Origin of the sequence: Bradyrhizobium sp. 191 (assembly GCF_023100985.1) — a bacterium.
Classification (GTDB): domain Bacteria; phylum Pseudomonadota; class Alphaproteobacteria; order Rhizobiales; family Xanthobacteraceae; genus Bradyrhizobium; species Bradyrhizobium diversitatis.
Genome location: NZ_CP064692.1, coordinates 8,273,631 through 8,299,264 on the forward strand (window position 1 = coordinate 8,273,631; position 25,634 = coordinate 8,299,264).

20 protein-coding genes are annotated in these 25,634 nt (G+C 65.4%); 16 read left to right on the forward strand and 4 right to left on the reverse strand.

Annotated elements, in window-relative coordinates:
* Window positions 1–86 precede the first annotated feature (86 nt).
* The gene (locus IVB23_RS39125) at window positions 87–1,166 is read right to left on the reverse strand and encodes a zinc-binding alcohol dehydrogenase family protein (RefSeq protein ID WP_247802119.1); all 1,080 of its coding nucleotides are present in this window, start codon (window positions 1,164–1,166) and stop codon (window positions 87–89) included.
* Between the two features lie 108 nt (window positions 1,167–1,274).
* Here IVB23_RS39125 and IVB23_RS39130 point away from each other — a divergent pair, with 108 nt between their 5' ends.
* Both IVB23_RS39130 and IVB23_RS39135 read left to right on the forward strand, forming a co-directional pair.
* A complete protein-coding gene (locus tag IVB23_RS39130; protein ID WP_247802120.1) occupies window positions 1,275–2,048 on the forward strand; it encodes a helix-turn-helix transcriptional regulator in 774 nt (257 codons plus the stop codon).
* A 267-nt stretch (window positions 2,049–2,315) separates the two neighbouring features.
* Window positions 2,316–5,465, forward strand: coding sequence for a GAF domain-containing protein (locus IVB23_RS39135; RefSeq protein WP_061879529.1), 3,150 nt, complete (start codon window positions 2,316–2,318; stop codon window positions 5,463–5,465).
* A gap of 152 nt (window positions 5,466–5,617) precedes the next feature.
* Here IVB23_RS39135 and IVB23_RS39140 read toward each other — a convergent pair whose 3' ends face one another.
* Window positions 5,618–7,024, reverse strand: coding sequence for a PLP-dependent aminotransferase family protein (locus tag IVB23_RS39140; protein ID WP_247802121.1), 1,407 nt, complete (start codon window positions 7,022–7,024; stop codon window positions 5,618–5,620).
* Window positions 7,025–7,140: 116 nt separating this feature from the next.
* Between IVB23_RS39140 and IVB23_RS39145 the strand changes: the two genes are divergently transcribed.
* Window positions 7,141–7,602 (forward strand): carboxymuconolactone decarboxylase family protein, encoded by a 462-nt coding sequence (locus IVB23_RS39145; protein WP_247802122.1) that lies wholly within the window; start codon window positions 7,141–7,143, stop codon window positions 7,600–7,602.
* Between the two features lie 42 nt (window positions 7,603–7,644).
* On the forward strand, window positions 7,645–8,283 hold the full coding sequence (locus IVB23_RS39150) for an HD domain-containing protein (protein WP_247802123.1): 639 nt from the start codon (window positions 7,645–7,647) through the stop codon (window positions 8,281–8,283).
* A 54-nt stretch (window positions 8,284–8,337) separates the two neighbouring features.
* On the opposite strand, the gene IVB23_RS39155 is transcribed toward IVB23_RS39150, so the two are convergent.
* Together IVB23_RS39155 and IVB23_RS39160 are read right to left on the reverse strand one after the other, a co-directional pair.
* Window positions 8,338–8,604 carry a DUF3551 domain-containing protein gene (locus tag IVB23_RS39155; RefSeq protein WP_247802124.1) on the reverse strand — a complete coding sequence of 89 codons (267 nt, stop codon included), beginning with the start codon at window positions 8,602–8,604 and terminating at the stop codon, window positions 8,338–8,340.
* A 1-nt stretch (window position 8,605) separates the two neighbouring features.
* Window positions 8,606–8,914: a DUF3551 domain-containing protein gene (locus IVB23_RS39160; RefSeq protein ID WP_061879524.1), complete on the reverse strand. Its 309-nt coding sequence runs from the start codon at window positions 8,912–8,914 to the stop codon at window positions 8,606–8,608.
* Window positions 8,915–9,168: 254 nt separating this feature from the next.
* Here IVB23_RS39160 and IVB23_RS39165 point away from each other — a divergent pair, with 254 nt between their 5' ends.
* From IVB23_RS39165 to rseP, 12 genes are all read left to right on the forward strand, one after another.
* Window positions 9,169–9,894: an outer membrane beta-barrel protein gene (locus IVB23_RS39165; RefSeq protein ID WP_061879523.1), complete on the forward strand. Its 726-nt coding sequence runs from the start codon at window positions 9,169–9,171 to the stop codon at window positions 9,892–9,894.
* Window positions 9,895–10,365: 471 nt separating this feature from the next.
* Complete coding sequence (dnaE, locus tag IVB23_RS39170; RefSeq protein WP_247802125.1) at window positions 10,366–13,869, forward strand: DNA polymerase III subunit alpha; 3,504 nt, start codon at window positions 10,366–10,368, stop codon at window positions 13,867–13,869.
* Between the two features lie 130 nt (window positions 13,870–13,999).
* A complete protein-coding gene (locus IVB23_RS39175; RefSeq protein WP_247802126.1) occupies window positions 14,000–14,743 on the forward strand; it encodes a carbonic anhydrase in 744 nt (247 codons plus the stop codon).
* A 364-nt stretch (window positions 14,744–15,107) separates the two neighbouring features.
* Window positions 15,108–17,690: a caspase domain-containing protein gene (locus IVB23_RS39180; protein ID WP_247802127.1), complete on the forward strand. Its 2,583-nt coding sequence runs from the start codon at window positions 15,108–15,110 to the stop codon at window positions 17,688–17,690.
* Window positions 17,691–17,901: 211 nt separating this feature from the next.
* Window positions 17,902–18,897 (forward strand): 30S ribosomal protein S2, encoded by a 996-nt coding sequence (locus tag IVB23_RS39185; protein ID WP_061879519.1) that lies wholly within the window; start codon window positions 17,902–17,904, stop codon window positions 18,895–18,897.
* 132 nt (window positions 18,898–19,029) lie between these two features.
* On the forward strand, window positions 19,030–19,953 hold the full coding sequence (gene tsf / locus IVB23_RS39190; RefSeq protein WP_061879518.1) for a translation elongation factor Ts: 924 nt from the start codon (window positions 19,030–19,032) through the stop codon (window positions 19,951–19,953).
* Between the two features lie 60 nt (window positions 19,954–20,013).
* Window positions 20,014–20,730, forward strand: coding sequence for a UMP kinase (pyrH, locus tag IVB23_RS39195; RefSeq protein WP_061879549.1), 717 nt, complete (start codon window positions 20,014–20,016; stop codon window positions 20,728–20,730).
* A 67-nt stretch (window positions 20,731–20,797) separates the two neighbouring features.
* Window positions 20,798–21,361, forward strand: a complete 564-nt coding sequence (frr, locus tag IVB23_RS39200; protein WP_061879517.1) for a ribosome recycling factor — start codon at window positions 20,798–20,800, stop codon at window positions 21,359–21,361.
* A gap of 100 nt (window positions 21,362–21,461) precedes the next feature.
* Window positions 21,462–22,220 carry an isoprenyl transferase gene (locus tag IVB23_RS39205; protein ID WP_061879516.1) on the forward strand — a complete coding sequence of 253 codons (759 nt, stop codon included), beginning with the start codon at window positions 21,462–21,464 and terminating at the stop codon, window positions 22,218–22,220.
* The gene (locus IVB23_RS39210; protein WP_247802128.1) at window positions 22,217–23,059 is read left to right on the forward strand and encodes a phosphatidate cytidylyltransferase; all 843 of its coding nucleotides are present in this window, start codon (window positions 22,217–22,219) and stop codon (window positions 23,057–23,059) included. The genes IVB23_RS39205 and IVB23_RS39210 overlap by 4 nt, the downstream gene beginning before the upstream one ends.
* Before the next feature lie 4 nt (window positions 23,060–23,063).
* The gene (gene dxr, locus IVB23_RS39215) at window positions 23,064–24,287 is read left to right on the forward strand and encodes a 1-deoxy-D-xylulose-5-phosphate reductoisomerase (protein ID WP_247802129.1); all 1,224 of its coding nucleotides are present in this window, start codon (window positions 23,064–23,066) and stop codon (window positions 24,285–24,287) included.
* 44 nt (window positions 24,288–24,331) lie between these two features.
* Window positions 24,332–25,483 carry an RIP metalloprotease RseP gene (rseP, locus tag IVB23_RS39220; protein ID WP_061879513.1) on the forward strand — a complete coding sequence of 384 codons (1,152 nt, stop codon included), beginning with the start codon at window positions 24,332–24,334 and terminating at the stop codon, window positions 25,481–25,483.
* The last annotated feature ends 151 nt before the right edge of the window (window positions 25,484–25,634 follow it).

The window sequence follows — 25,634 nt, forward strand, 5'->3', positions numbered from 1 at the left end:
CGAAAACAACCCCATGCACAGTAGCCAAGTGCTTGGCGGGACTGACGAAAGGAATCGGCGACGGCGCTCGGCCGCCGCCCCAGGGCTCAAGGGCGGATCACGGTCATTTTGAACGGTCCGCCATTGGCCGCGGCGTGTTCTACCGCTTCATTCGCGTGGTCGAGGTCGAAGGCCGTCGCCTTATACTCCTCAAGCCTGAGCTGCCCCGCGCGTACCATCGCGATCAGGCGGCTCGCCGCATCCGGCGGGTACATCCAGACGCCGTGGATGCTGATGCAGTTGCGCATGATCCAGGGGTAGGGCAGCTCGAGGCCCGCGCCGCCCGCCATGCCGACGCCGCCCATCAGCACGACGCGGCCGTAAGCGCGCACCGTCATGACTGCCGCCCGCACGACGGTCGGGCTCACCGAAGGCGGCATGATGTCGAACACGCAGTCGATCGGGCCCGGCGCGGCGCGCCTCATGCTCTCGCGGTCGTCGTCCTCGTTACCAGTGAGCCTGACCGGCTTCACGCGGTCGCCGAAGCGGCGGACGAGGTCGTCGAGGATCTTTTCGTTGCGGCCCGGCGCCACCACGCAGGCCGCGCCCATCGCCAGCGCAACGGATACCGCAGCGCTGCCGAAATTGCCGGTGGCGCCGCTCACCAGCACCGTCTCGCCGGGCCGAAGATCTGCGGCGAGGAAGCCGCCATAGGGCACCAGCAGCGTGCCCAGCGCGCACCAGCGCGTCGCTTCCTCCGACGTGATCGCGCCGAGGCGTTTGACGTTCTCGGTCGGCAGGCGCATCTGCTCGGCGAAGGAGCCATGGCGAAAGTGCTTTTGCAGCAGCATGCCGCCGGGCCCGGCGGCGGTGAGGCCTTGCAGTGCGATATCGGGCGCAACGCAGTCGTCGCGCGAGCGCACCGTCGGGTCGCAGAACACCCAGTCGCCGACCGCAAGCCTGGTCGCGTCCGGACCGATCGCGCGGACCCGGCCGATGCCGCCGGGGCCCGGGACGATCGGCAGGTCGAACGCATAATTGCGCGTCCCGTCGAGGACCTCGTTCATGTAGGACAGCACGCGCGTGGCGACGACGTCGACGATTACCTCGCCGGTGCCGATGGTTGGGTCCGGAACGTCCTCGATCACGAGCGGCGATCCAAAGGATTTGAGCACGGCAGCTTTCATGATGTTCACCTCAAGGTCGGGTAAAGCCCTATGCGCTGCCTTGGAGAGGACAGGAAGGCCTGGTATTATCCTAGTATTCGTTGGGCCCTCCATTGCAGGACACGCGTCATGGCCGATCCACGCCGGATTGAATTCGGCGATTTCCTGAGATCCCGCCGCGAAAAGCTGTCGCCGAAGACCGTCGGGCTTCCGATGGGCCGGCGCCGGCGTACCGCGGGGCTGCGCCGCGAGGAGGTTGCGCAGCTCGCCGGCATCGGCGTCGACTGGTACATCCGCCTCGAGCAGGGCCGCACGGTCAGCCCGTCCGTGACCACGATCGACGCACTGGCCCGTGCGCTACGCCTCAGCAAGACAGAGCACGCGCACCTGAGAGCGCTGGCGCGCGACGGGGACAGGCGCCCGTTCACGCGCGAAATCGTGCCGCCGCCGATCCGGCGGATGATCGAGAGCCTTCATCAGCCGGCCTACATCACCGGGCGGCGCTGGGACGTGCTGGCCTGGAACGAGGCGGCCGAGGACGTCTTCGCCTTCGGGCGATTGCCGGAGCAGGATCGCAACACGCTGCTCCTCATGATGACCAACAAGCAGACGCGAAAATCCTACGGCGCCGGCTGGGCGGATGTCGCCAGGGCCATGGTGGCGATGTTTCGCGCGACCCACGACGTCTGGGCCGGCGATCCCGCCTTCACGGAGTTGCTCACGCGGCTGCGCCAGGGCAGTCCGGAATTCGTCAAATGGTGGGAAGCACACGATATCCGCAGCACCATCTCGGGCCGCAAGACCATGAACCATCCGACCAAGGGTGTGCTGCACTTCGAGCACACCAGCTTCCAGGCCAACGACGATCCCGCGCTGAAGCTCGTGATCTATACGCCGGTGTAGGACGGACACCGATTCAATAGAGCGTCTGTCTTCGAAGCCATTCAGGCTTTCGAATACGACCGCTGCAGATCTTGTTCCGAGCGCAATGAAGCGCCTTCAGCCCGATCCCAAGGGTCCGGGGAACCCAAGTGTCACCGGAGGGTTATTTGGTCGGTCAATCGACATCGACGTCAGGTCGGGCTGCCCCGATCGAATTGAAGTGCGCAACGCGGAATACCGTTTCATCAGCCTATTGAGTGGAGGCAGGGAAGTGTCCGGGGAAGACCGATGACGACAGCGACCGGGCTGCCGTCGGCCGACCGCAATGCCGTCTTAGCTACCCTCGGCGACTACATTCGAGAGATCGGCAACCCCGACGATCTCGCCTATGCCGCGGCTGAGCTGCTTGGCCGCAGCCTCAATGTCAGCCGGGCAGGTTACGGCACGGTCGATACCTCCGCCGAAACCATCACGATCGCTCGCGACTGGAACGCTCCCGGGATCTCGAGCCTGGCCGGCGTGCTGCGCTTTCGCGACTATGGCAGTTACATCGAAGACTTGAAGCGGGGCGAAACGGTCGTCTGCGCCGATGCCGAGAAAGACCCTCGCGTCGGCGATCGTGCCCGTGCTCTCGAGGCGATCTCTGCACGTGCACTCGTCAACATGCCGATCTCGGAGCCCGACGGGGTTGTGGCGCTGTTGTACCTCAACAATGCCGCGCCGCGCGAATGGAGCCCTGATGAGCTGGACCTCATCCGCGATGTCGCCGAGCGCACGCGCACTGCGGTCGAACGCCGCCGTGCGGAAACGGCCGTGCGCGAAAACGAAGCCCGGCTGCTCTTCCTGGACGCCCTCAACAAGGAGACGGCCAAGGTCGGCGATGCCGATGGCGTGATGGCGGTGACGACGCGGATGGTCGGTGAGCATCTCCGCGTCTCGAACTGCGCCTATGCCGACATGGATCCTGATCAGGACGGCTTCACCATACGCGGGGACTGGGCAGCCCCCGGCGCGATGCACATCCTGGGGCACTATAGCCTTGCCGACTTCGGTGAGAAGGCGGTGCGAGAGCTGAGCGCCGGCAGGCCCCTTGTCATCAACGACAATCGGAAGGAGATCGCGCCGGAGGAAGCCGCCGCTTTCCAGCGCATCGGCATAGGTTCGACCATTTGCATGCCCTTGGTGAAGGAAGGGCGACTGACGGCCTTGATGGCGATACATCACCGGGGCCCGCATCTCTGGACGCCGCGAGAGCTTGCCTTGCTCACCGAGGTGACGGAGCGATCGTGGGCGCACATCGAGCGCGTCCGATCGGAGCAGGCAGCCCGGGAATCTGCCGAACGGCTGGTCCTCGCCAACAAGGCGGCGGGCATCGGCACCTGGGACTACGATCCGGTCAACGACATCCTCCGATGGGACAGTCGCTGCAAGGAGGTGTTCGGCCTCCCACCTGACGCCGATGTCAGCTATGAAGGATCATTCCTCAGGGGCATTCATCCCGAGGACCGGCAGCGCGCCCATGAGGCTGTATCGGCCGCCCTGAAACCTCATTCTCCGGCGAGCTACAACATCGAATACCGAACCGTCGGGATCGAGGACGGCGTCGAGCGCTGGATCGCCGCAACTGGCCACGCAATTTTTTCCAACGGCGAGGCTACCCGCTTCATCGGGACCGTGCTGGATATCTCCGCGCAGAAGAAAACGGAACGTCATCTCAGGATACTCAACGATACAGGGGCATCGGTTGCCCGCGAACGCGATCTCGAGAAGATCGTTCAGATCGTGACGGATGCCGGCGTCGAGCTGACCGGAGCGCAATTCGGGGCCTTTTTCTACAACGTCGTGGCGGCGGACGGCGACAGCTACATGCTGTATGCGTTGTCCGGCGCGCCGCGATCCGCTTTCGAGAACTTTCCGATGCCGCGCAATACGGCCGTGTTCGAGCCGACGTTCAAGGGGACCGGCGTGGTGCGGTCGGAAGACATTCTGCAGGACCCGCGCTATGGCAACAACGCGCCGCGCAAAGGCATGCCCCAGGGGCATCTACCGGTCCGCTCCTACCTGGCGGTCCCCGTGATCTCGCGAAGCGGCGAAGTACTCGGTGGGCTCTTCTTCGGTCATGCGGAGGTAGGTCAATTCCACGAAGAGCATGAGGCCACATTGCTCGGCATTGCCGGTCATGCCGCTACGGCCATCGACAACGCCCGGCTCTTGACCAGGCTCGAGGCGCTCAATGCCGAGCTTGAGCAGCGTGTCGCCGATGAGATCGGCGAGCGCATGAAGGCCGAGGAGCAATTGCGGCAATCGCAGAAGATGGAAGCCGTCGGGCAATTGACGGGAGGCATCGCCCACGACTTCAACAACATGCTGGCCGTGATACTGGGTAGCCTGAATCTTGCAAAGCGGCGGCTCAGCAAGGGCGAGGTCAACGTTGACCGCTTCCTCGAGGGTGCCATCGACGGCGCAAACCGTGCGGCCACCTTGACACAAAGGCTGCTCGCGTTCTCGCGTCAGCAGCCTCTTGCGCCGGAGGTCCTGGACATCAACAGGATGGTCGGCGAGATGAGCGAGTTGCTCGAGCGATCGCTTGGCGAACTGGTCCACCTTGAAACGGTCCTCGCTGCGGGTCTCTGGCGTGTCAAGGCCGACCCCGCCCAGCTGGAAAGCGCGGTCATCAATCTCGCAGTGAATGCGCGCGACGCGATGCCGAAAGGCGGCAGGCTGACGATCGAAACCAGCAACGCGTCGATAGATCGAAAATATGCCCGCGAATATGCACTGGCGCCCGGGCAGTATGTTCTCATTGCCGTGACGGACAACGGCACGGGAATTCCGGCGGAGATGCTGGGAAAGGTCTTCGATCCGTTTTTCACGACCAAGGTCGTGGGCAAGGGCACCGGCCTTGGACTTAGCCAGGTCTACGGCTTCGTGCGGCAGTCGGGCGGCCATGTCAAAATCTACTCGGAAGTCGACGTCGGAACGACCGTGAAGATCTACCTTCCACGTTTCATCGGCGAGGAGGCAATCCCGGACTCCTCGCGCGGGGTCATCCATCCCGGCTCAAGCCATCAGAACGAGACAATTCTCGTCGTGGAGGACGACGAGCGCGTCCGCAGCATCTCATCCGAAAGCCTGCGCGAGCTCGGCTATACCGTCATCGAAGCTGCGAGCGCCATGGAGGCGATCAGGACGATCGAAAACGGCACCGTTCCGGATCTGCTGTTTACGGATGTCGTCATGCCCGAGATGACCGGCGCTGAACTCGCGGCACAATTGTCGAAACGACATCCCGGCCTGAAGGTGTTGTTTACCACAGGCTACACGCGCAATGCGATCGTTCACAACGGCATGCTCGACGCCGGCAAGCATCTGTTGTCGAAGCCCTTCGCGATCGAAGACCTGGCCGCCAAAATTCGCAATCTGCTCGACGAGTGTTGAGCACGTCGTGTCATGCGCCTTTCGATTCGAAGCACGCCGGCTTCCAGGTCGCAATCAAGCTTCAGTCCATCACGCTTGCATGTCGTCTTCACAGACGGGCTTGTCCCGGCTTTCGCAAGAAGACCTTTGAGGGACGCGCCCACGCGCGTTGATCACGTCAGTCGATCGATGATCTGAAGGAGCCGATCGCAGGACGCCTCGATCTTCTTAGGAGGAGACATTGCGACACCGAGCAACAGTCCTGGGCGCGCTGTGTCCTTCGACGCAAACCAGAGCGATAGCGGCGTAGGCGCGAGGCCAAGCGGTGCCGCTTCCCTGGCGATGGCCAGATCGGGTGCTCCCTCCGGCAACCGCAGGACCGCCGCCAATCCGGCAATCGCAACGTTGGCAGTGCGCGGGCGCAGGTATTTCAGCAAGCCATCGGCTTGTGCTGCGTAGACCCGTTTCGTGCGCCGAAGATGCCGCAGATAATGGCCGTCGCTGATGAAATCGGCCAGCGCGAGCTGCACCGCAGGTCCGGGCGCAGGCGCGAGGCACGCCGCAACTTCGGCAAATCGCGCCGCCAGAGCGGCGGGTGCAACCACAAAGCCCAGTCGTAGCGCAGGCGTCACGGTCTTGCTGAAAGAGCCGATGTAGATGACGCGGCCGGCGCGGTCGTGCGAGGCGAGTGCCGGTGTCGCCCGGCCCTTGAGCTGAAGCTCGCTCAGATAGTCATCCTCGATCACCCACGCCTTGCTTCGCGTGGCCCAGTCGAGCAGGCGTGAGCGTCTTGCCAGCGACAATGTCGCTCCGAGGGGCGCCTGCTGCCCTGGCGTCACGACCACCAGTGCCGCATCAGGAGCATGCTTCAGGCCGAAATCGACATCGATGCCGTCGGCGTCAACGGGGATCGGCACGATCGATGTTCGCGCGAGCTTGAGGCCGTGCCGGGTGAATGGAAAGCCCGGATCCTCCATCCAGGCCTTCTTCTGCTCGAGGCCGAGGACGCGGAGCGTCAGGCCAAGGCCGCCGCTGAAACCGCCGGTGATGATGATCTGGGAGGGCCCGCATTCGATCCCGCGCGCCAGCGCAAGGTAGGCCGCGATCTCGCGCCGCAACGCCGGCTCACCGCGCGGATCAGGATAGATCGCCGGCGCGCTCATCTCGATGCGGACCGCCTGCGCGCGCATCCGCGCCAGCAATGTCGCAGGAAGGGTCTCCCGCGCAGGCACGCCCATCTGGAAGATCGCCGGCCCGGCCGTGAGCTCCTGGTACATCTCCATGAACGAGCCTGGGGCCGGCGCCTTGTCCCGCCGCACCGGAAAGCGTGGCCGGTCCGCGACATGTGTTCCAGTCGCGCGCCTTGCGACGATCAGTTGGGCGGATGAGAGCTTTTCGTACGCGACTCGCACGGTGCCGCGCGCGACGCCGAGCTGGGCGGCCAGATCCTGCCAGGAGGGCAAGCGCGCGCCCGGGGCGAGCACGCCGCTCTCGATGGCGGCCCTGATTCCCCTGTGGATCTGCTCGGCCAAAGGCGTCTTCGCAGATCGATCCAGCTCCAGGCGCAGCGGCTTGGTCATGCCTGCATGGTACACGATTTTTGCGCATTCTTGGTACTTTTTCGTAGACCAGAGCAGGGACACCTAAGGGGGGTAACGGGGAGTGTTCATCCCTCCGATCATCAAGGAGCAAGCAGATGAGTGAACGTCTCGACTACAACCACGTTGCACCGGCAGGCGCGAAGGCGCTGGGTGTTGCCTACGGCTATGTCATGCAAAGCGGGCTTCCCGCGACGCTGGTCACCCTGGTCTATCTCCGCGTGTCGCAGATCAACAACTGCGCCTATTGCCTCGACATGCATACGCGCGACCTGCTCAAGGCCGGCGTGAAGACCGAAAAGCTCGCGCTGGTCCAGGCGTGGGCGGAGGCCGGCAATCTCTTCGACGAACGCGAGCGCGCCGCCCTCGCATGGGCCGAGACGGTCACCCGCGTCGCCGAGACCAACGTTCCGGATGATGCCTATCGAGCCGCCCGCAAGATCTTCAATGAGCGCGAGCTCGTCGATCTCACGATCGCGATCAGCCTGATGAATGCGTACAATCGCATGTCGATCAGCTTCCGGAAAACGCCGCAGGCCGTGCTCGAGCGTGCCGCCTGACGGCGAATGGCATCAGCCGAAACAGAAAGCAGGAGCCTGAAAATGACGAGCGTGATCTCCGGCGTCAAAATTCCCGACAGTCAATTAGCGCGCGAGGCTGCCGAGCTCGTGCGCAGCTACGAAGGCGAGATGTTGTTCAACCATTCGGTTCGCGTCTACGTGTTCGGCGCGATCAAGGGGCTGCGTCAGAAGCTGAAGTTCGATCCCGAGCTGCTGTATGTCGCGGCGCTGTTTCACGACCTCGGTCTCGTCGATCACTACCACACCGAGACCAAGCGGTTTGAGGTCGACGGCGCCGACGCCGCGCGCGACTTTCTGCGGGCCCGCGGCATTGCCGAGCCGCAAGCCGACCTGGTGTGGGAAGCGATCGCGCTACACACCACCCCCGGCATTCCGCAATATATGAGACCGGAGATCGCGCTCACCAACGCAGGCGTCCTGGTCGACGTCGTGGGCATCGGATATGACGAGTACACGCCGGAGCAGCGCGACCAGGTGATCTCCGCGTTCCCGCGCGGCGACTTCAAGAACGAGTTCGTGAAGGTGCAGACCTGCTCAGCGCTGAAGAAGCCGCAGACGACGTTCGGGACGGTCAACTTCGACTACATCGAAGATCACGATCCGGGCTTCCGCAAGCCGAACGCGTGCACGCGCATTCGCAGCACGCCCTGGCAGAGCTGAGGGGATGCAACGGGCTCCGTCACGGGATGCCCGGCATCAGCCGAACGGTTTTGATCATCCGGCGCGAGCGGCGGGGCGTCTCGGGTGATGAGGGGACGCCGGTTTGCTCGGCGGAAAATACGGATTCACCACGCAACTCGCGGAGCGCCCGACGGCGAGATAGCGGCACTGCGCAAGCGATGCGTAGCGGCAATCGAAATAGCCGACGGGGCCGTAGATCTGCATGCAGACCGGATAGCTCGGATCGTAGGTCTGCGCGCGTGCAGGTCCGCCCGGGAGGAGCAGGCCTATGGCGGCGAGCGCGAGCCAGGCGCCGCGCATCTCAGCGCGGCAGGAAGTAGCCCGGCGTCTGTGCGCGCGGACGATTTTGATACGCGTATGGATCGTCGCTCTGTCCGACGAAATACGGATTGGCGATGCAGGTCAGCGCGCGACCGGATGCGCTCGCCTGACACTGCGCGTAGGTGTCGAACCTGCAATTGCTCAGTCCCGGCCATTCATCACCGGTGAGGCAGAATGGATGATTTTTGCCGAATGCGTGCGCCGGAGTGCTTGCACCAGATGCGAATGCAAATGTGACGAATGCGAGCGAAAATGTGGCGACAATAGGCAAGGGAACTCGACCGCGCATTTCGATTCTCCAATCACGCGAATGTGCGCGCGGCGTCGTTACGCGCACGTGCAGCTTATGTCCTCTAGTCGACATTGGAACTCGTGAAAACACTTGTTTCATAGGGTTTCCGCACACCCGCTGATAAACATTCGTTAACGAGCGAGGTCCTTTCGACTAAACTGTTGCGTCGCGGTTACAGCAATTCCGTCGTCCACTGCTAAGACATTGCGCACGGCCCGGGGGCCTACTGAAGAAACTGGAACGGGAATCAAATGAAGAAGAGTTTGTTGCTTGCCGCTGTCAGCCTCGTCGCGCTCAGCGCGGCTGCACCGGCGATGGCTGCTGACCTCGCGGCGCGGCCCTACACCAAAGCTCCGCCGGCGGCGATCGCTGCCGTTTACGACTGGAGCGGTTTCTACATCGGCGTCAACGGCGGTGGCGGTTCGGCGGATACGTCGTGGGACCTCGTCAACTTCGGTCCTGAAGGTTCGCACAACTCGACCGGCGGCACGGTCGGTGGCCAGATCGGCTACCGCTTTCAGACCGGCCAGTTCGTTTTCGGTGTGGAAGGCCAGGGCAACTGGGCCGACTTCTCCGGCGACAACATCAGCCTGATCGCCCCCGGCAATCGTAACCGGACCAAGATGGACGCATTTGGGCTCATCACCGGTCAGGTTGGCTATGCCTGGAACAACGTCCTGCTCTACGTGAAGGGCGGTGCGGCCGTCGTCAGCAACAAGTACGACGTCTACAGCGTTGCCACGGGTGCAAACATCGACAACGCGGACGAGACCCGCTGGGGCGGCACGGTTGGTGCAGGCCTGGAGTTCGGTTTCGCGCCGAACTGGACAGTCGGCGTCGAGTACAACCACATCTTCCTCGGCGACCAAAATGTCACCTTCGCCAGTGGTGCAGTCGACCGCATCAAGCAGGACGTCGACATGGGCCTCGTCCGCCTGAACTACAAGTTCGGCGGCCCGATGCTGGCCCGCTACTAAGACAGATCGCTCAACGCGAGCGGCTGACGAAAGCCCCGGCTTCGGCCGGGGCTTTTTTATTTTGTACATTCAGCGAGTTAACCATCCCGTTTCGCGCGGTCTCGGACCGCTTGACTCCCCTGAACAAAAGAAGAACAATGTTCTTCATACGTTCCAACAAGGGAGCAGGCCATGTTCAGGGTTTTCGTGGAAGAAGCCGCCGCACTGGCGTCTATCACGCTGTTCGTCGGGATGATCGCGATCTGGGCGCAGGTGATTCCGCAGCTCTAGGCCGGCGAGCGTAACGCTGCCGCTTGGGGAAAAGCGGGACGACTTGGCCGATCGGCCGCTCCGGCGTGGACTCTGGAGCAGTGACGCCCCACCATTGCGAGGCGAGTCGGCCGGGCGATGCAGGATCCTCGTTTGATCTGCCTGACATCTCCCGGCGTTGGCGACCGCTCCATTTCATCTGCAAGAGGCCGTCACGCGACCATGCCGAGCGCCGGATTCGTTCACCTTCACGTTCACTCGGCCTATTCGCTGCTCAAGGGCTCGATCAAGATCGCCAAGCTTGCCGAGCTTGCGAAGAAGGACCACCAGCCCGCGCTGGCGCTGACCGACACCGACAATCTGTTCGGTGCGCTGGAGTTCTCCGACAAGATGGCGAGTTCCGGCATCCAGCCGATCGTCGGCTGCGAGCTGGCCATCGATTTCGGCGACCAGGATCCGAATGCGCGCAACGCGATGGGGCCGTCGCGGGTGGTGCTGCTGGGAGCGCAGGAGCGCGGCTATCGCAGCCTGATGCGGCTGAATTCGCGCGCGTTCCTGGAATCGCCGGACAGCCATGCTCCGTTCATCAAGTTCGATTGGCTCGAGGGCGAGACCGAAGGCCTGATCGCGCTGACGGGCGGACCGGACGGGCCGATCTCGCTGGCGCTCGCCGGCGGTCATGCCGAGCTCGCCGCGCAGCGCTGCGAACGCCTGGCCGGCCTGTTCGGCGACCGCCTCTACGTCGAATTGCAGCGCCACAACTCCGAGAAGGAGCGGCGCGTCGAAAGCGGCTTGATCGACATCGCCTACGCCAAGGGACTGCCGCTGGTTGCGACCAACGAGCCGTATTTCGCCACGACCGACGATTACGAGGCCCATGACGCGCTCCTCTGCATCGCGGGCGGACGGCTGATCGCCGAGACCGAACGCGAGCAGCTCACGCCGGATCATCGCTTCAAGACGCGCGCCGAGATGGCGGTGCTGTTCGCCGACATCCCGGAGGCGCTGGCCTCGACGGTGGAGATCGCCGAGCGCTGCTCGTTCCGGCCGATGACGCGCAAGCCGATCCTGCCGTTCTTCACCGTCGGCGCCGCGTCGAGCTCGGATGCGGCTGCGGTGGAGGCCGCCGAACTGAAGCGGCAGGCGGAGGAGGGGCTCGCCAACCGCCTGCGCGTCCACGGCCTGTCACAAGGCACGACGGAAGAGACCTACGCCAAGCGGCTCGCCTTCGAGCTCGACGTCATCACCCGCATGAAATATGCGGGCTACTTCCTGATCGTGTCCGACTTCATCAAATGGGCGAAGTCGCAAGGGATTCCGGTCGGGCCGGGCCGCGGCTCCGGCGCCGGCTCGCTGGTCGCGTGGGCGCTGACCATCACCGACCTCGATCCGATCAAGTTCGGCCTGCTGTTCGAGCGCTTCCTCAACCCCGAACGCGTCTCGATGCCGGACTTCGACATCGACTTCTGCCAGGACCGCCGCGGCGAGGTGATCAAGTACGTCCAGGAGCGCTACGGCCGCGACCAGGTTGCGCAGATCATCACCTTCGGCACGCTGCAGGCGCGCGGTGTGCTGCGCGACGTCGGTCGCGTGCTGCAGATGCCCTATGGCCAGGTCGACAAGCTGACCAAGCTGGTGCCGCAGAATCCGGCGGCACCGGTGACGCTGGCTGCCGCCATCGAGAGCGAGCCGAAGCTCCAGGCGTTCCGCGATGAAGATCCGATCGTGGCGCGCGCCTTCGACATCGCGCAGCGCCTCGAGGGCCTGACGCGCCACGCCTCGACCCATGCGGCCGGCATCGTGATCGGCGATCGCCCGTTGAGCGAGCTCGTGCCGCTCTACCGCGATCCCAAATCCGACATGCCGGTGACCCAGTTCAACATGAAATGGGTCGAGCCCGCGGGGCTCGTGAAGTTCGACTTCCTCGGCTTGAAAACGCTCACGGTCCTCGACGTCGCAGTCAAGCTGCTCGAGCCGCGCGGCATCCATGTCGATCTCGCCACGCTGCCGATCGACGATGCCGAGAGCTACCAGATGCTGGCCCGGGGCGACGTCGTCGGCGTGTTCCAGGTTGAAAGCCAGGGCATGCGGCGGGCGCTGATCGACATGCGCCCGGACCGTTTCGAAGACATCATCGCGCTGGTCGCGCTCTATCGCCCGGGCCCGATGGCGAACATCCCGACCTATTGCGCGCGCAAGCACGGCGACGAGGAGCCGGAATATCTGCATCCGGTGCTGGAGCCGATCCTGAAAGAGACCTTCGGCGTCATCATCTACCAGGAACAGGTGATGCAGATCGCGCAGGTGATGTCGGGCTATTCGCTCGGCGACGCCGACCTCCTGCGCCGCGCCATGGGCAAGAAGATCCGTGCCGAGATGGACAAGCAGCGCGACATCTTCGTCGCGGGCGCGGTGAAGAACGGCGTGCCGAAGGGGCAGGCCGAGACCATCTTCGAACTGCTAGCGAAGTTTGCCGACTACGGCTTCAACAAGAGCCACGCGGCGGCCTACGCGCTGGTGTCCTACCACACCGCCTACATGAAGGCGCATTATCCGGTGGAGTTCATCGCCGCGTCGATGACGCTCGATCTCAACAACACCGACAAGCTTTCCGAATTCCGCTCCGAAGCGCAGCGTCTCGGCATCAAGGTCGAGCCGCCCAACATCAACCGGTCGGGCGCGACCTTCGAGGTCGGCGACAAGACCATCTACTATGCGCTCGCGGCGCTCAAGGGCGTCGGCATCCAGGCGATCGAGCAGATCATCGCGGAGCGGACCAGAGGCGGCCTGTTCACCTCGCTCGCCGATTTCGCCGCACGGGTCTCGCCGCGCGCGATCAACAAGCGCATCATCGAAAGTCTCGCCGCCGCCGGTGCCTTCGATACGCTGGAGCCGAACCGGGCGCGCGTCTTTGCCGGTGCCGACTCGATCCTCGCCGCCTGCCAGCGCGCCCACGAGGCCGCGACCATCGGCCAGAACGACATGTTCGGCATGTCGGCGGACGCGCCGACCATCATGCTGCCGCAGGTCGAGCCGTGGCTGCCGGCGGAGCGGCTGCGCCGCGAATACGACGCGATCGGCTTCTTCCTGTCGGGACATCCGCTCGACGACTACGCGACCGTGCTGAAGCGGCTGCGGGTGCAGAGCTGGGCCGAGTTCTCGCGCGCGGTGAAGACCGGCGCCACCGCCGGCAAGGTCGCCGCGACCGTGGTCTCGCGCATGGAGCGGCGCACCAAGACGGGCAACAAGATGGGCATCATGGGGCTGTCCGATCCCACCGGCCATTTCGAGGCGGTGCTGTTCTCGGAAGGCCTTGCACAATATCGCGACGTGCTGGAGCCGGGAGCGGCCGTGCTGCTGCAGTTAGGGGCCGAGCTTCAGGGCGAGGACGTGCGCGCCCGCGTGCTGCATGCCGAGCCGCTCGATGACGCGGCGGCCAAGACGCAGAAGGGCCTGCGCATCTTCCTGCGCGACACCAAGCCGCTGGACTCGATCGCCAAGCGCCTCGCCGGGCCCGACATGGCGGCCTCGAACGGCGGCGCGCCGAAAGTCGGGAGTCCCGCGCTTGCGCCGCGCTCCAACGGCGACGGCGAGGTCTCGCTGGTGATGATGCTCGACCTCGAGACCGAGGTGGAGATGAAGCTGCCCGGCCGCTTCAAGGTCTCGCCGCAGATCGCCGGCGCGATCAAGGCGGTCGCGGGCGTGGTGGACGTGCAGCAGCTCTGAGGTCGCCGGCACCGCCGCAAACCAAAGCTTAACTATTTGGCTCGCGTGTGGTTTCGAAGTCGCTTGAGCGCAGCTATCAGTTGTCGGCCCGACGATCTCGTTTGACGGGAAACCTGGAAGGACAACAACCATGTGCGACAAATGCTCCGAAAATCTGCATCATCCTGTTGCTCCCTCCCGGCGCTCCATGATGCTCCTCGCCACGTCGGCGCTTGCGGCCGCGGCGTTTGGCGGGCCCGCCTTCGCCAAGGAGAAGAAGGCGCCGCCGAAACCGCAGAACGTGCTGTCGCCCGATGCGGCGCTGAAGCGGCTGATGGAAGGCAATGCGCGCTACGTGTCGGGCGTGTCGCGCCGCCACGACTTCAAGCATGAGCGCGAGGCATTGGTCGGCGGCCAGAATCCCTACGCGGCCGTGCTGAGCTGCGCCGATTCTCGCATCGCGCCCGAATATGCCTTCGACAGTGGACGCGGAGACCTGTTCGTGTGCCGCGTCGCCGGCAATTTCGCTGGCGACGAGACCGTTGCGAGCATGGAATACACCGTCGCGGTGCTCGGAACGCCCCTGATCCTGGTGCTCGGCCACGACAATTGCGGCGCGGTCGATGCGACCATCAAGTCGCTGAAGGACGACAAGCCGCTGCCGGGGCACATCCCCACGCTGGTCTCCGCGATCGCGCCGGCGGTGAAGACGGCGGCTCAGCAGAGCGGGAATGCGCTCGACAACGCCATTCGCCAGAACGTCCTCGACAACGTCGCCAAGCTGAAATCGGCCGCCCCGATCCTCAACGCGGCGGTCGAGCAGGGCAAGCTCAAGGTGGTCGGCGGTATTTATCGGCTGAGCACAGGAAGCGTCGACTTGATCGCCCAGGGCTGAGCCCACCCGAGCATCGAGGCCTGGCGGTCGCGCCTCTTCCTGCAGAGGCCGGCCGCAAGGTCGACAAGCCGCAATCACTCTCGCGATGACGTCGGCATACAAGAATCCGGGGCCGGTCGATTTCTCGCCCGTTGATGAATCGGCTGCCCGGACGACCGCCGCCGAATTGAAATTTGCCACGTGATCCGCGGGCGAGAGGACGCGTCGTGATATCGTCGCAGCGGGGTTGACGCCGGCGATGGGCGGCCATGCCGCCGCCTCAATCCAAGCTTTTCGTCGTTCAAGCCTTTCGTTCAACCGCCGTTCAGCCGGCTGCGCGCCTCATGCGTGCCGGACCTCGACAACAATAGCGGGCGAGCAAGCCATGCGTGGGACGCTCAGAGCTTTCATCTGCCTTCTGCTGCCGATCCTGGCCCTCGCCGCCGGCGTCCCGGAACCGGCGCGCGCCCAGCAGCCGGAAAAGCGCCTCGCGCTCGTGGTCGGCAACGGCGCCTACGCCAAATCGCCGCTGGCGACGACGGCCAACGATGCCGGCCTGATCGCGCAGACGCTCCAGGCGGCGGGCTTCGACGTGGTCGGCGCGCGCGATCTCGACGGCGACACGCTGCGCAAGAGCCTGCGCGATTTCATCCAGAAGGCCCAGGCTTCGGGTCCGGGCACCGTCGCGATGATCTATCTCGCCGGCTACGGCGTGCAGCTTGCCGGCGAGAACTATTTCATCCCGGTCGATTCCAACATCACCCGCGACACCGACATACCGACCGAGGCCCTGCGCATCGGTGACTATGCGCGCCAGCTCGCATCCATTCCGCTCAAGGCCGGCATCGTCGTGCTCGACGCGGCGCGCGCGCAGCCCTTCATCGAGGGCGGTCAGCCGATCGCGGGCGGCCTGGCGCTGGTCGAGCCCGAGGCGAACATGCTGATCGCCTTCAACGCCGCGCCCGGCACGGTGGCGCCGGAGGAGCCTGGTCCTTACGGCATCTATGCCCAGTCGCTCGCCGAGATGATCCGCACCGGCGGCCTGCCGCTGCCCGAGGTGTTTGACCGCGTCCGCCTGCGCGTCAACGAGGCCTCCAAGGGCGCGCAGGTGCCCTGGAACGAGCAGAAGATATCGGCGCAATTCTCGTTCTTCGAGCGTGGGCCCGACGCGCCGCCGCCGGAGACCACGCCCGACCAGGTCGCCGCGATCCGCAACAAGCCGATCCGCGATCTCGGCGTGCAGGATTCCTATGCCGCCGCGCTCGAGCGCGACACGCTGGCGGCCTATGAGGAGTTTCTCGCGGCCTATCCGAATGACCCGCTTGCAAAGCGCGTCATGGCGATCGTGGCGGCGCGCCGCGAGGCAATTACCTGGCGGCGAACCTATCGCGCCGATACGCCGGACGCCTATTGGTCGTATCTGCGCCGCTATCCGCGCGGGTCGCATGCAGGCGATGCCCGGCGCAGGCTCGCGATCCTGACTGCGCCGCTCGAGCCGCCGCCGACTTTCACGATGCTGGACTACGACGTGCCGCCACCGCCGCCGGAGGAGGTCATCTATGTCGACCGTCCGGTGCTGTATTTCAGCGATCCCGATTTCGGCTTCGCGCCGCCACCGCCGCCACCGGTCTATTATCTGCCGCCGCCGCCGCCGGATTTCGTCGTGCTGCCGCCGCCGCTGCCTGTAGTCGGCCTGTTCGTGCTGCCGCAGCCGGTGTTCGTGCCAATCCCGGTGTTCGTCAGGCCGCCGGTCTATGTCGCGCCGCCGCCGAACAACATCATCTACCAGAACATCCACAACACGACCGTCATCAACACCGTGATCAACCGCCCGCCGGCCGCGGAGCCGGCGCCCGGTCCGGGCAATCTGGCCCCGGCGGTTGCCGGCCGCGCCACGCCGGCAGGTGCCGCCGTGCCGCAGGCAGTCGTGCAGCGCGCCGCGTTGATCCAGCAGGGCAAGGCGCCGATGCCGCCGAGCGCGACGATCCAGCCGGCGGTGAGACCGGGTATCGCGGCACCAGCTCCAGCCAATGTCGCGCCTGCCACGACGGCGCAGCCGCCGGCTGCGGCCAGGCTGCCCCAGGCCAATACCTTGCCGGCACCCAATACCCTGCCGGGAACTCCTGGCGGTCCCCCCGCGGGCACGGCGCCCGGCGCCGTCAGGCCGAGCGGCACGCCCGGTCCGGGCGCGACGGCCCCCGCCGGCAACGTTCCTGCTGCCACACCGCAAGCACCGGCGGCCACCAGGCTGCCGCAGGCCAACACGCTGCCGGTGCCCGGAACTCCGGGCGGACCGCCGGCCGGGGCTGGGGGCGAGCCCGGCGCTGCTCCGCCTCATGGCAGACCCGCTGCCACCGCCACGACGCCCGCCGGCAACGTCCCGCCGGCAACAGCCAACCACCCACCGGCTCCCGGAAGCTCATCGACGCCGTCCGCCGGCCTGCCCAAGCCGCCGGAGACGACGACGCCATCTGACCTGCGCGGCAGGCCGGCCGGGTCCCAGTCGGGCGCTTTGCCGCCGCCGAGCGCGGCTCCCGGCAAGCCGGTCGTCCCGCCCACGGTCAAACCCGCGGCACCGCCACCGCCGCCAGTGGCGGCGCGGGGGCCGTCGGGAGTTCGGGATCACCGGCCCGCGCCGCCGCCGCAGGCCGCCAGGCCTGCCGCACCGCCACCGCATCCTCAGGCCCTGGCGAAGCCGACGCCGCCGCCTCCGCCGCGAGTCGCGCCACCCCCGCCACCGCGCGCTGCGCCTCCGCCCGTGGCCGTGGCCCGACCGGCGCCGCCTCCGATGGCGCGTCCTGCACCGCCTCCACCTCCGATGGCACGGCCCGCGCCGCCGCCACCTCCGGTAGTGCGGCCGGCACCGCCTCCCATGGCGGCCGCGCCGCCGCGTGCCGCGCCGCCTCCGCCAGCACGGCCGGCCGGCCCGCCACCAAAGGCCTGTCCGCCTGGCCAGCCCAAGTGCTAGGAGGCTGAAGGGCAGGGACGCCGGGAAGTGACAGGGAGCTTGCGGGCGTCCCGGACGGCCCCTTATTTCCTTGCTTCTGGCCGAAATGGCGCTATATAGCGCGCCATCTCACACGGAAACATGGCTCACAAGGCCGTCCGGTGGCAACCGGGGCGAGAACGCTCCGTTTTGCTCACACGTTTCCGGAGGAACCAACCGGAGAATTAGAACGATGTCGCTACCCGATTTCACCATGCGTCAGCTGCTCGAAGCTGGCGTGCACTTTGGTCACCAGTCTCACCGCTGGAATCCGAAAATGGCTCCGTTCATTTTCGGCACCCGCAACAACATCCACATCGTCGACCTCGCCCAGACCGTGCCGATGCTGCACCAGGCCCTCCAGGCCGTCAGCGACACGGTGGCCAAGGGCGGCCGCATCCTGTTCGTCGGCACCAAGCGCCAGGCGCAGGACGGTGTTGCGGACGCGGCCAAGCGCTGCGCGCAGTACTTCGTCAATTCGCGCTGGCTCGGCGGCACGCTGACCAACTGGAAGACGATCTCGGCCTCGATCAAGCGCCTGCGTCACCTCGACGACGTGCTCTCGGGCGGCGAAGCCAATTCCTACACGAAGAAGGAGCGCCTGACGCTTCAGCGCGAGCGCGACAAGCTCGACCGTTCGCTCGGCGGCATCAAGGACATGGGCGGTCTGCCCGACCTGATCTTCGTGATCGACACCAACAAGGAAGACATCGCGATCCAGGAGGCCCAGCGCCTCAACATCCCGGTCGCCGCGATCGTCGACACCAATTCGGACCCCAAGGGCATCACCTATGTGGTGCCGGGCAATGATGACGCCGGCCGCGCCATTTCCCTGTACTGCGATCTCATCGCGCGTGCGGCGATCGACGGCATCTCGCGTGCCCAGGGCGATTCGGGCATCGACGTCGGCGCCGCGGCTCAGCCGGTCGCCGAGGAGCTGCCGACGCCCTCGTCGAGCGGCTTCCAGGGCCTTGCGGGTCCCCGCGGCACCGCCGACGACCTCAAGAAGCTGCCGGGCGTGTCGGGTGCGATCGAGAAGAAGTTCAACGACCTCGGCATCTTCCACTATTGGCAGCTCGCCGAGCTCGACCACGACACCGCGCACACGATCGGCGAAGAGGTCGGTCTGCCGAGCCGCGCGGACGCCTGGGTGGCCAAGGCCAAGGCGCTGACCGCGGAAGCGGAATAGTCAAAAAGAGCGATGGGTTGGCCGGATAGGATCCGGCCACCATTTCAGTTGACGCAAATTGCTGAGATGGACCGCGGCGGGGCGCTAAGATGCCACGCTGCGGCAAACCGGCAGGCACAAAGGATTTCAACGATGGCAACGATCACAGCGGCGATGGTCAAGGATCTGCGCGAGTCGACCGGCGCAGGCATGATGGACTGCAAGGCCGCGCTGACCGAGAACGACGGCAACATGGAAGCGGCGCAGGACTGGCTTCGCAAGAAGGGTCTGTCCAAGGCTGCCAAGAAGTCGGGCCGGGTCGCGGCCGAGGGCCTGATCGGCGCGCTCACCAAGGGCACCAAGGGCGTCGTGGTCGAGGTCAATTCCGAGACCGATTTCGTCGCGCGCAACGGCCAGTTCCAGGGCCTCGTCAAGATGATCGCCCAGGTTGCGTTCGATGCCGGCGCTGACGTCGAGAAGATCAAGGCCGCCAAGGTCGGCGACGTCACGATCGAAACCGCAATCAATGATGCGATCGCCACCATCGGCGAGAACATGACGCTGCGCCGCGCCGCCCAGCTCGAAGTGAGCCAGGGTGTGGTGTCCCACTATGTCCACGGGGCCGTCATCGACGGCGCCGGCAAGATGGGCGTGATCGTGGCGCTGGAATCGCCGGGCAAGGCCGACGAGCTGTCCGCGCTCGGCCGCCAGATCGCGATGCATGTCGCCGCCGCCAACCCGCTGGCGCTCGATCCGTCCGGCCTCGATCCGGCGGTCGTCAAGCGCGAGAAGGACGTGCTCGCCGACAAATATCGCCAGCAGGGCAAGCCCGAGAACGTGATCGAGAAGATCGTCGAGTCCGGCCTCAAGACCTACTACAAGGAAGTCTGCCTGCTCGAGCAGGCCTTCATCCACGACACCGGCAAGTCGGTGGCGCAGGCGGTGAAGGAGGCCGAGGGCAAGGTCGGCGGCGCTGTGAAGATCGCCGGCTTTGTGCGCTATGCTCTCGGCGAGGGAATCGAGAAGCAGGAAAGCGATTTCGCGGCCGAGGTCGCCGCGGCCAGCGGCAAGAAGTAAGCGCTGGAACGTTCCTTCCGGCGTGCCGCCGGAAGCGGCGGCCGGACAAGGAAGGTGCTCATGACTGATCCGGTCTATCGTCGCGTCGTGATCAAGCTGTCCGGCGAATATCTCGCGGGACAGCAAGGCTTTGGCATCGATCAACCGACCGTCGACCGGGTTGTGGACGATCTGATCGCGGCCCGTCATCTCGGCACCGAGGTCGCGGTCGTGATCGGCGGCGGCAACATGGTCCGCGGCGTGGAGGTCTCCTCCCGCGGGGTGTCGCGCACAACCGGCGACACCATGGGCATGCTCGCCACCATGATGAACTGCCTCGCGCTGGAAGCGGCGATCGAGCGCAAGGGCACGCCGGCGCGGACGCTGTCGGCCTTCGTCATGCCAGAGATTTCCGAGCTGTTTACCCGCACTGCGGCACACAAATACCTGGCCGAGGGCCGGATCGTGCTGCTTGGCGGCGGGACGGGCAATCCGTTCTTCACCACCGACACGACCGCGGTGCTGCGTGCCGCCGAGATCGGGGCGCAGGCGGTCCTGAAGGCGACCAATGTCGACGGCGTCTATTCCGCCGACCCGAAGACGGATCCGACCGCCACGCGATTCGACCGTCTGACGCACTCGCAGGCGATCGAGGGCGGCTACAAGGTGATGGATGCGACCGCCTTCGCGCTTGCTCGCGAGACATCGCTGCCTATCATCGTATTCTCGATCGCGGAGCCGGGGTCGATCGGCGCGATTCTGCGTGGCGTCGGCCACGGAACCATCGTCGCCGGCTGACGGCTCGTCTTGCGGGCCCCGAGGGAAGGGCGCGGAGCGGTCGCCGGGATTTTGAAGGAGAAACGTGATGCCCACGGGTAATTTCGACCTCAACGAAGTGAAGCGCCGCATGCAGGGCGCCGTCCAGTCCCTCAAGCACGAGCTCGGCGGCCTGCGCACCGGCCGCGCCTCCGCCTCGATGCTCGATCCGGTTCAGGTCGAGGCCTATGGCAGCCACATGCCGCTGAACCAGCTTGCCACCGTCAGCGTGCCGGAGCCGCGGCTGATCTCGGTGCAGGTCTGGGACAAGTCGATGGTCAAGGCGGTGGAGAAGGCGATCGTCGATTCCAATCTCGGCCTGTCGCCCGCGACCGAGGGCCAGGTGCTGCGCCTGCGCATCCCTGAGCTCAACGAGGAACGGCGCAAGGAGCTGGTGAAGGTCGCGCACAAATACGCCGAAGCCGCCAAGGTCGCCGCGCGCCATGTCCGCCGCGACGGTCTCGACGTGCTCAAGAAGCTCGAGAAGAATCACGAGATGTCGGAGGACGATCAGAAGCGTCACGCCGACGAGGTGCAGAAGGCGACCGACGGTACCATCGCCGAGATCGACCAGTTGCTGGCCGCCAAGGAAAAAGAAATCCTCACCGTCTAAAGCGCGATGAATGGTCATCGCGCTTTAGGTTATTGTTTGCGCATGATCTTTTCGGAAAACCGCTTCGCACTTTTCCGGATCATGCTTTGAGGCCGCCATAATGTCCAACGCCGCCGCGCCAGCAACGGAAGGGCCCGACCGGTCCGAGGCGCCTGCGCATGTCGCCATCATCATGGATGGCAACGGCCGTTGGGCGGCCGCGCGCGGACTGCCGCGTGCGGAAGGGCATCGCCGCGGTGTGGACGCGCTGCGCCGCGTGGTGCGCGCCTCGCACGAGCTCGGCATTCGCTATCTCACCATCTTCTCGTTCTCGTCGGAGAACTGGTCGCGCCCGGCGAGCGAGATCGGCGACCTGTTCGGCCTGCTGCGGCGCTTCATCCGCAACGATCTGGCGAGCCTGCATCGCGATGGCGTCAAGGTACGCATCATCGGCGAACGCGAGGGGCTCGATAGCGACATCTGCGGGCTCCTCAACGAGGCCGAGGAGCTGACACGCGACAACACGCGCCTGACGCTCGTCGTCGCCTTCAATTACGGCTCGCGGCAGGAGATCGCGAAGGCGGCGCAGAAGCTCGCCCGCGAGGTCGCGGAGGGCAAGCGGGATCCGGCCACGATCGACGCCGAGACGCTCGGGGCGCATCTCGATGCGCCCGACATTCCCGATCCCGATCTCATCATCCGCACCAGCGGGGAGCAGCGCCTGTCCAACTTCCTGATGTGGCAGGCCGCCTATAGCGAGCTCGTGTTCGTGCCGATCCACTGGCCCGACTTCGACAAGGCGGCGCTAGAAAGCGCGATTGCCGAATTTGCCAGGCGCGAACGCCGTTTCGGCGGCCTGGTCGCGAAAACCGCCTCGTGAGCGAACCAGACGCCGCACCGGCGGGCTCTCAGCCTGCCCAGAGCAATCTCGTGCTGCGAGTCCTCGCAGGGCTGGTGCTGGCGCCGCTCGCCATTGCGCTCGCCTATGCCGGCGGCTGGCTCTGGGCACTTCTCGTCACCCTGGTCTCGATCGGATTGTTCGCCGAATGGCTGATGGTGGTGGGCGCGAGCTCGGCCGCGCTGACCGGGGCGGGGACGATCGTCATTGCCATCGTGGGATTCTGCACGGCCTTCGGCGCCCTCAAGACGGCCGTCATCAGCGGCTTCATCGGCGGCGCGATCGTGACGCTGATTGCGTGGAGGAAGTTCGTCTGGGCGGCGACCGGGTTTGCCTATGCGTCGGCGGCGCTGCTGGCGTCGATCCTTTTGCGGCAGGATCTCGTCAACGGTTTCGCCGCGCTGATGTTCGTGCTGCTCGTGGTGTGGGCGACCGACATCGGCGGCTATTTTGCCGGCCGCAGCATCGGCGGGCCGAAGCTGTGGCCGCGCGTGAGCCCGAAAAAGACCTGGTCCGGAGCGCTCGGCGGCTTTGCGGCGAGCCTTGCGGTTGCGGCCGGATTTGCCGCCTGCGGCATCGGAAAGGTGGTTCCACTGCTACTCGTCGGCGCTGTCCTGTCGGTGGTATCGCAACTCGGCGATCTCTTCGAATCCGCAGTGAAGCGGCGCTTCGGGGTCAAGGATTCCAGTCAGTTAATTCCCGGCCATGGCGGGCTTATGGACCGCCTGGACGGTTTCGTCGCCGCCATCCTGGCGGCATGGATTATCGGCTTTCTCCGCCACGGTGTGCATAGCGCCGGAAGCGGTCTTGTGGTTTGGTGAGGATATGAGCGCGGTCCCATTGCGTAACAACAGGCTTGCGGCGTCCGACGTCCGCAGCGTCACGGTTCTCGGCGCCACCGGCTCGATCGGCGACAGCACGATGGACCTGCTGCGCGCCTCGCCCGAGCGCTATCGTGTCGAGGCGTTGACGGCGAACGGCAATGTCGCGGCGCTGGCCAAGCTCGCCAGGGAATTCTCCGCGCGCTATGTCGCGATCGCCGACACCTCCAAGCTCGCCGAGCTCAAGGCCGCGCTGGCGGGCACCGGCACCGAATGCGGCGCCGGCGAGAGCGCGGTGATCGAGGCCGGCGCGCGTCCGGCCGACTGGGTGATGGCGGCCGTGAGCGGCGCGGCGGGATTGAAGCCGGCGCTGGCGGCGGTCGATCGCGGTGCCCATGTCGCGCTCGCCAACAAGGAGTGTCTGGTCTGCGCCGGCGATTTCTTCATGCAGCGCGCGGCAAAGGCGGGCGCCTGCATTCTGCCGGCCGATTCCGAGCACAATGCGCTGTTCCAGGCGCTGAGCTCAGGCAATCGCGACGAGCTCGTCCGCGTCATCATTACGGCCTCGGGAGGCCCGTTCCGGACCTGGAAGCCCGCCGACATCGAGCAGGCCACGCTCGAGCAGGCGCTGAAGCATCCGAACTGGAGCATGGGCCAGAAGATCACGATCGATTCCGCCTCGATGATGAACAAGGGGCTGGAAGTGATCGAGGCATCCTATCTGTTCGCGCTCGCGCCCGACGAGATCGATGTCCTCGTTCATCCGCAGTCGATCATTCACGGCATGGTCGAGTTCTCCGACTGCTCCGTCGTGGCCCAGCTCGGCGCGCCCGACATGCGCACCCCGATCGCGCATTGCCTCGGCTGGCCCGATCGCATCAAGGGGCCGGCGGCGAAGCTGGACCTCGCCAAGATCGGTCAGTTGACCTTCGAAGCGCCGGACTTCGAGCGCTTCCCCGGACTGCGGCTGGCCTACGATTCGCTCCGGACCGGGAAGGGGGCGACCACCGTCTACAACGCCGCCAACGAGGTCGCGGTCGCCGCCTTCATCTCCGGCAAGATCCGGTTCGGCGCGATTGCCCGGCTGGTCGAGGCGACCCTTGACGATTGGATCAAAGGTGGGAACCAGGCGCCCCTGACGTCCGCCGACGATGCAATTTCCGTTGACCATGTTGCGCGAAATAGGGCTGCCGCCCTATTGCCTCAAATTGCCTTAAAGGCATCCTAGTTGGTTCGGTGCCAGGGCCTTGCGGCGCTGGGTGAGGGAAATCGATGATCGACTTTTTCGTCCATAGTTTCAATACGTTGAGCCATGGGCTCCTCGGTTACGCAATTCCCTTCCTGTTCGTCCTGACCATCGTCGTGTTCTTCCACGAGCTTGGCCATTTCCTGGTCGCGCGCTGGGCGGGTGTTCGCGTGCTGACCTTCTCGCTCGGTTTCGGACCTGAGCTGGTCGGTTTCAACGACCGGCATGGCACCCGCTGGAAGATCTCGGCAATCCCGCTCGGCGGCTACGTCAAGTTCTTCGGCGACGAGAGCGAGGCCTCGACACCGTCGTCACAGACGCTCGCGGCGATGACGGCCGAAGAGCGCGCCGGCAGCTTCCATCACAAGAAGGTCGGCCCGCGCGCGGCCATCGTCGCGGCCGGACCGATCGCGAATTTCATCCTGGGCGCGCTGATCTTCGCCGGCATGGCCCTTTATTACGGCAAGCCGAGCACGATCGCGCGTGTCGACGGCGTCGTCGCCGATGGTGCGGCGGCTGCGGCCGGCTTCAAGGTCGGGGACGTCGTCATCCAGATCGACGGCAAGCCGATCGAAAGCTTTGCCGACATGCAGCGAATCGTTGCGATGAACGCAGGTTCGGCGCTTGCGTTTCAGGTGAAGCGCGACGGCGCCATCGTCTCCCTGACCGCGACCCCGGCGCTGCTGGAGCGCAAGGATCCGTTCGGCAACAGCCATCGTCTCGGCGTGCTAGGTATCGAGCACAAGTCGCAGGCCGGGGAGGCCTCGACCGCGCCGGTCGGCGTCGGTGAGGCGCTCAAGATCGGGGTGGAGCAAGTCTGGTTCATCATCACCAGCACCTTCAAGTTCCTGGGCTCGCTGTTCGTCGGGCAGGGCAATCCGAACGAGGTCAGCGGCGTCCTGGGAATCGCGAAGATGTCGGGGCAGGCGGCCAGCGCCGGGTTCCAGTTCGTGATCAATCTCTGCGCGGTGCTGTCGGTCTCGATCGGCCTTTTGAACCTGTTCCCGATCCCGCTGCTCGATGGTGGCCACCTGATGTTCTATGCGGCCGAGGTGGTCCGTGGCCGGCCCTTGTCCGAGCGAACCCAGGAGATGGGGTTCCGAATCGGGCTGGGTTTGGTCCTGATGTTGATGGTGTTTGCGACCTACAACGACATCCTGCGGATGGCCGCTTCCTGATAGAGGCTTTTTTGTGGCGTTGCTGTTCAGCAACGTCTTGGAATGAAATTGAAATCACGGCGGTTTCGGCCGTTTGCGCCGTCGGCGAAATTGGCTACAAGCGGCCTGAACTTGGGGAATCTCCAGACCGGCGTTGGGGTTGGGTCTGGCA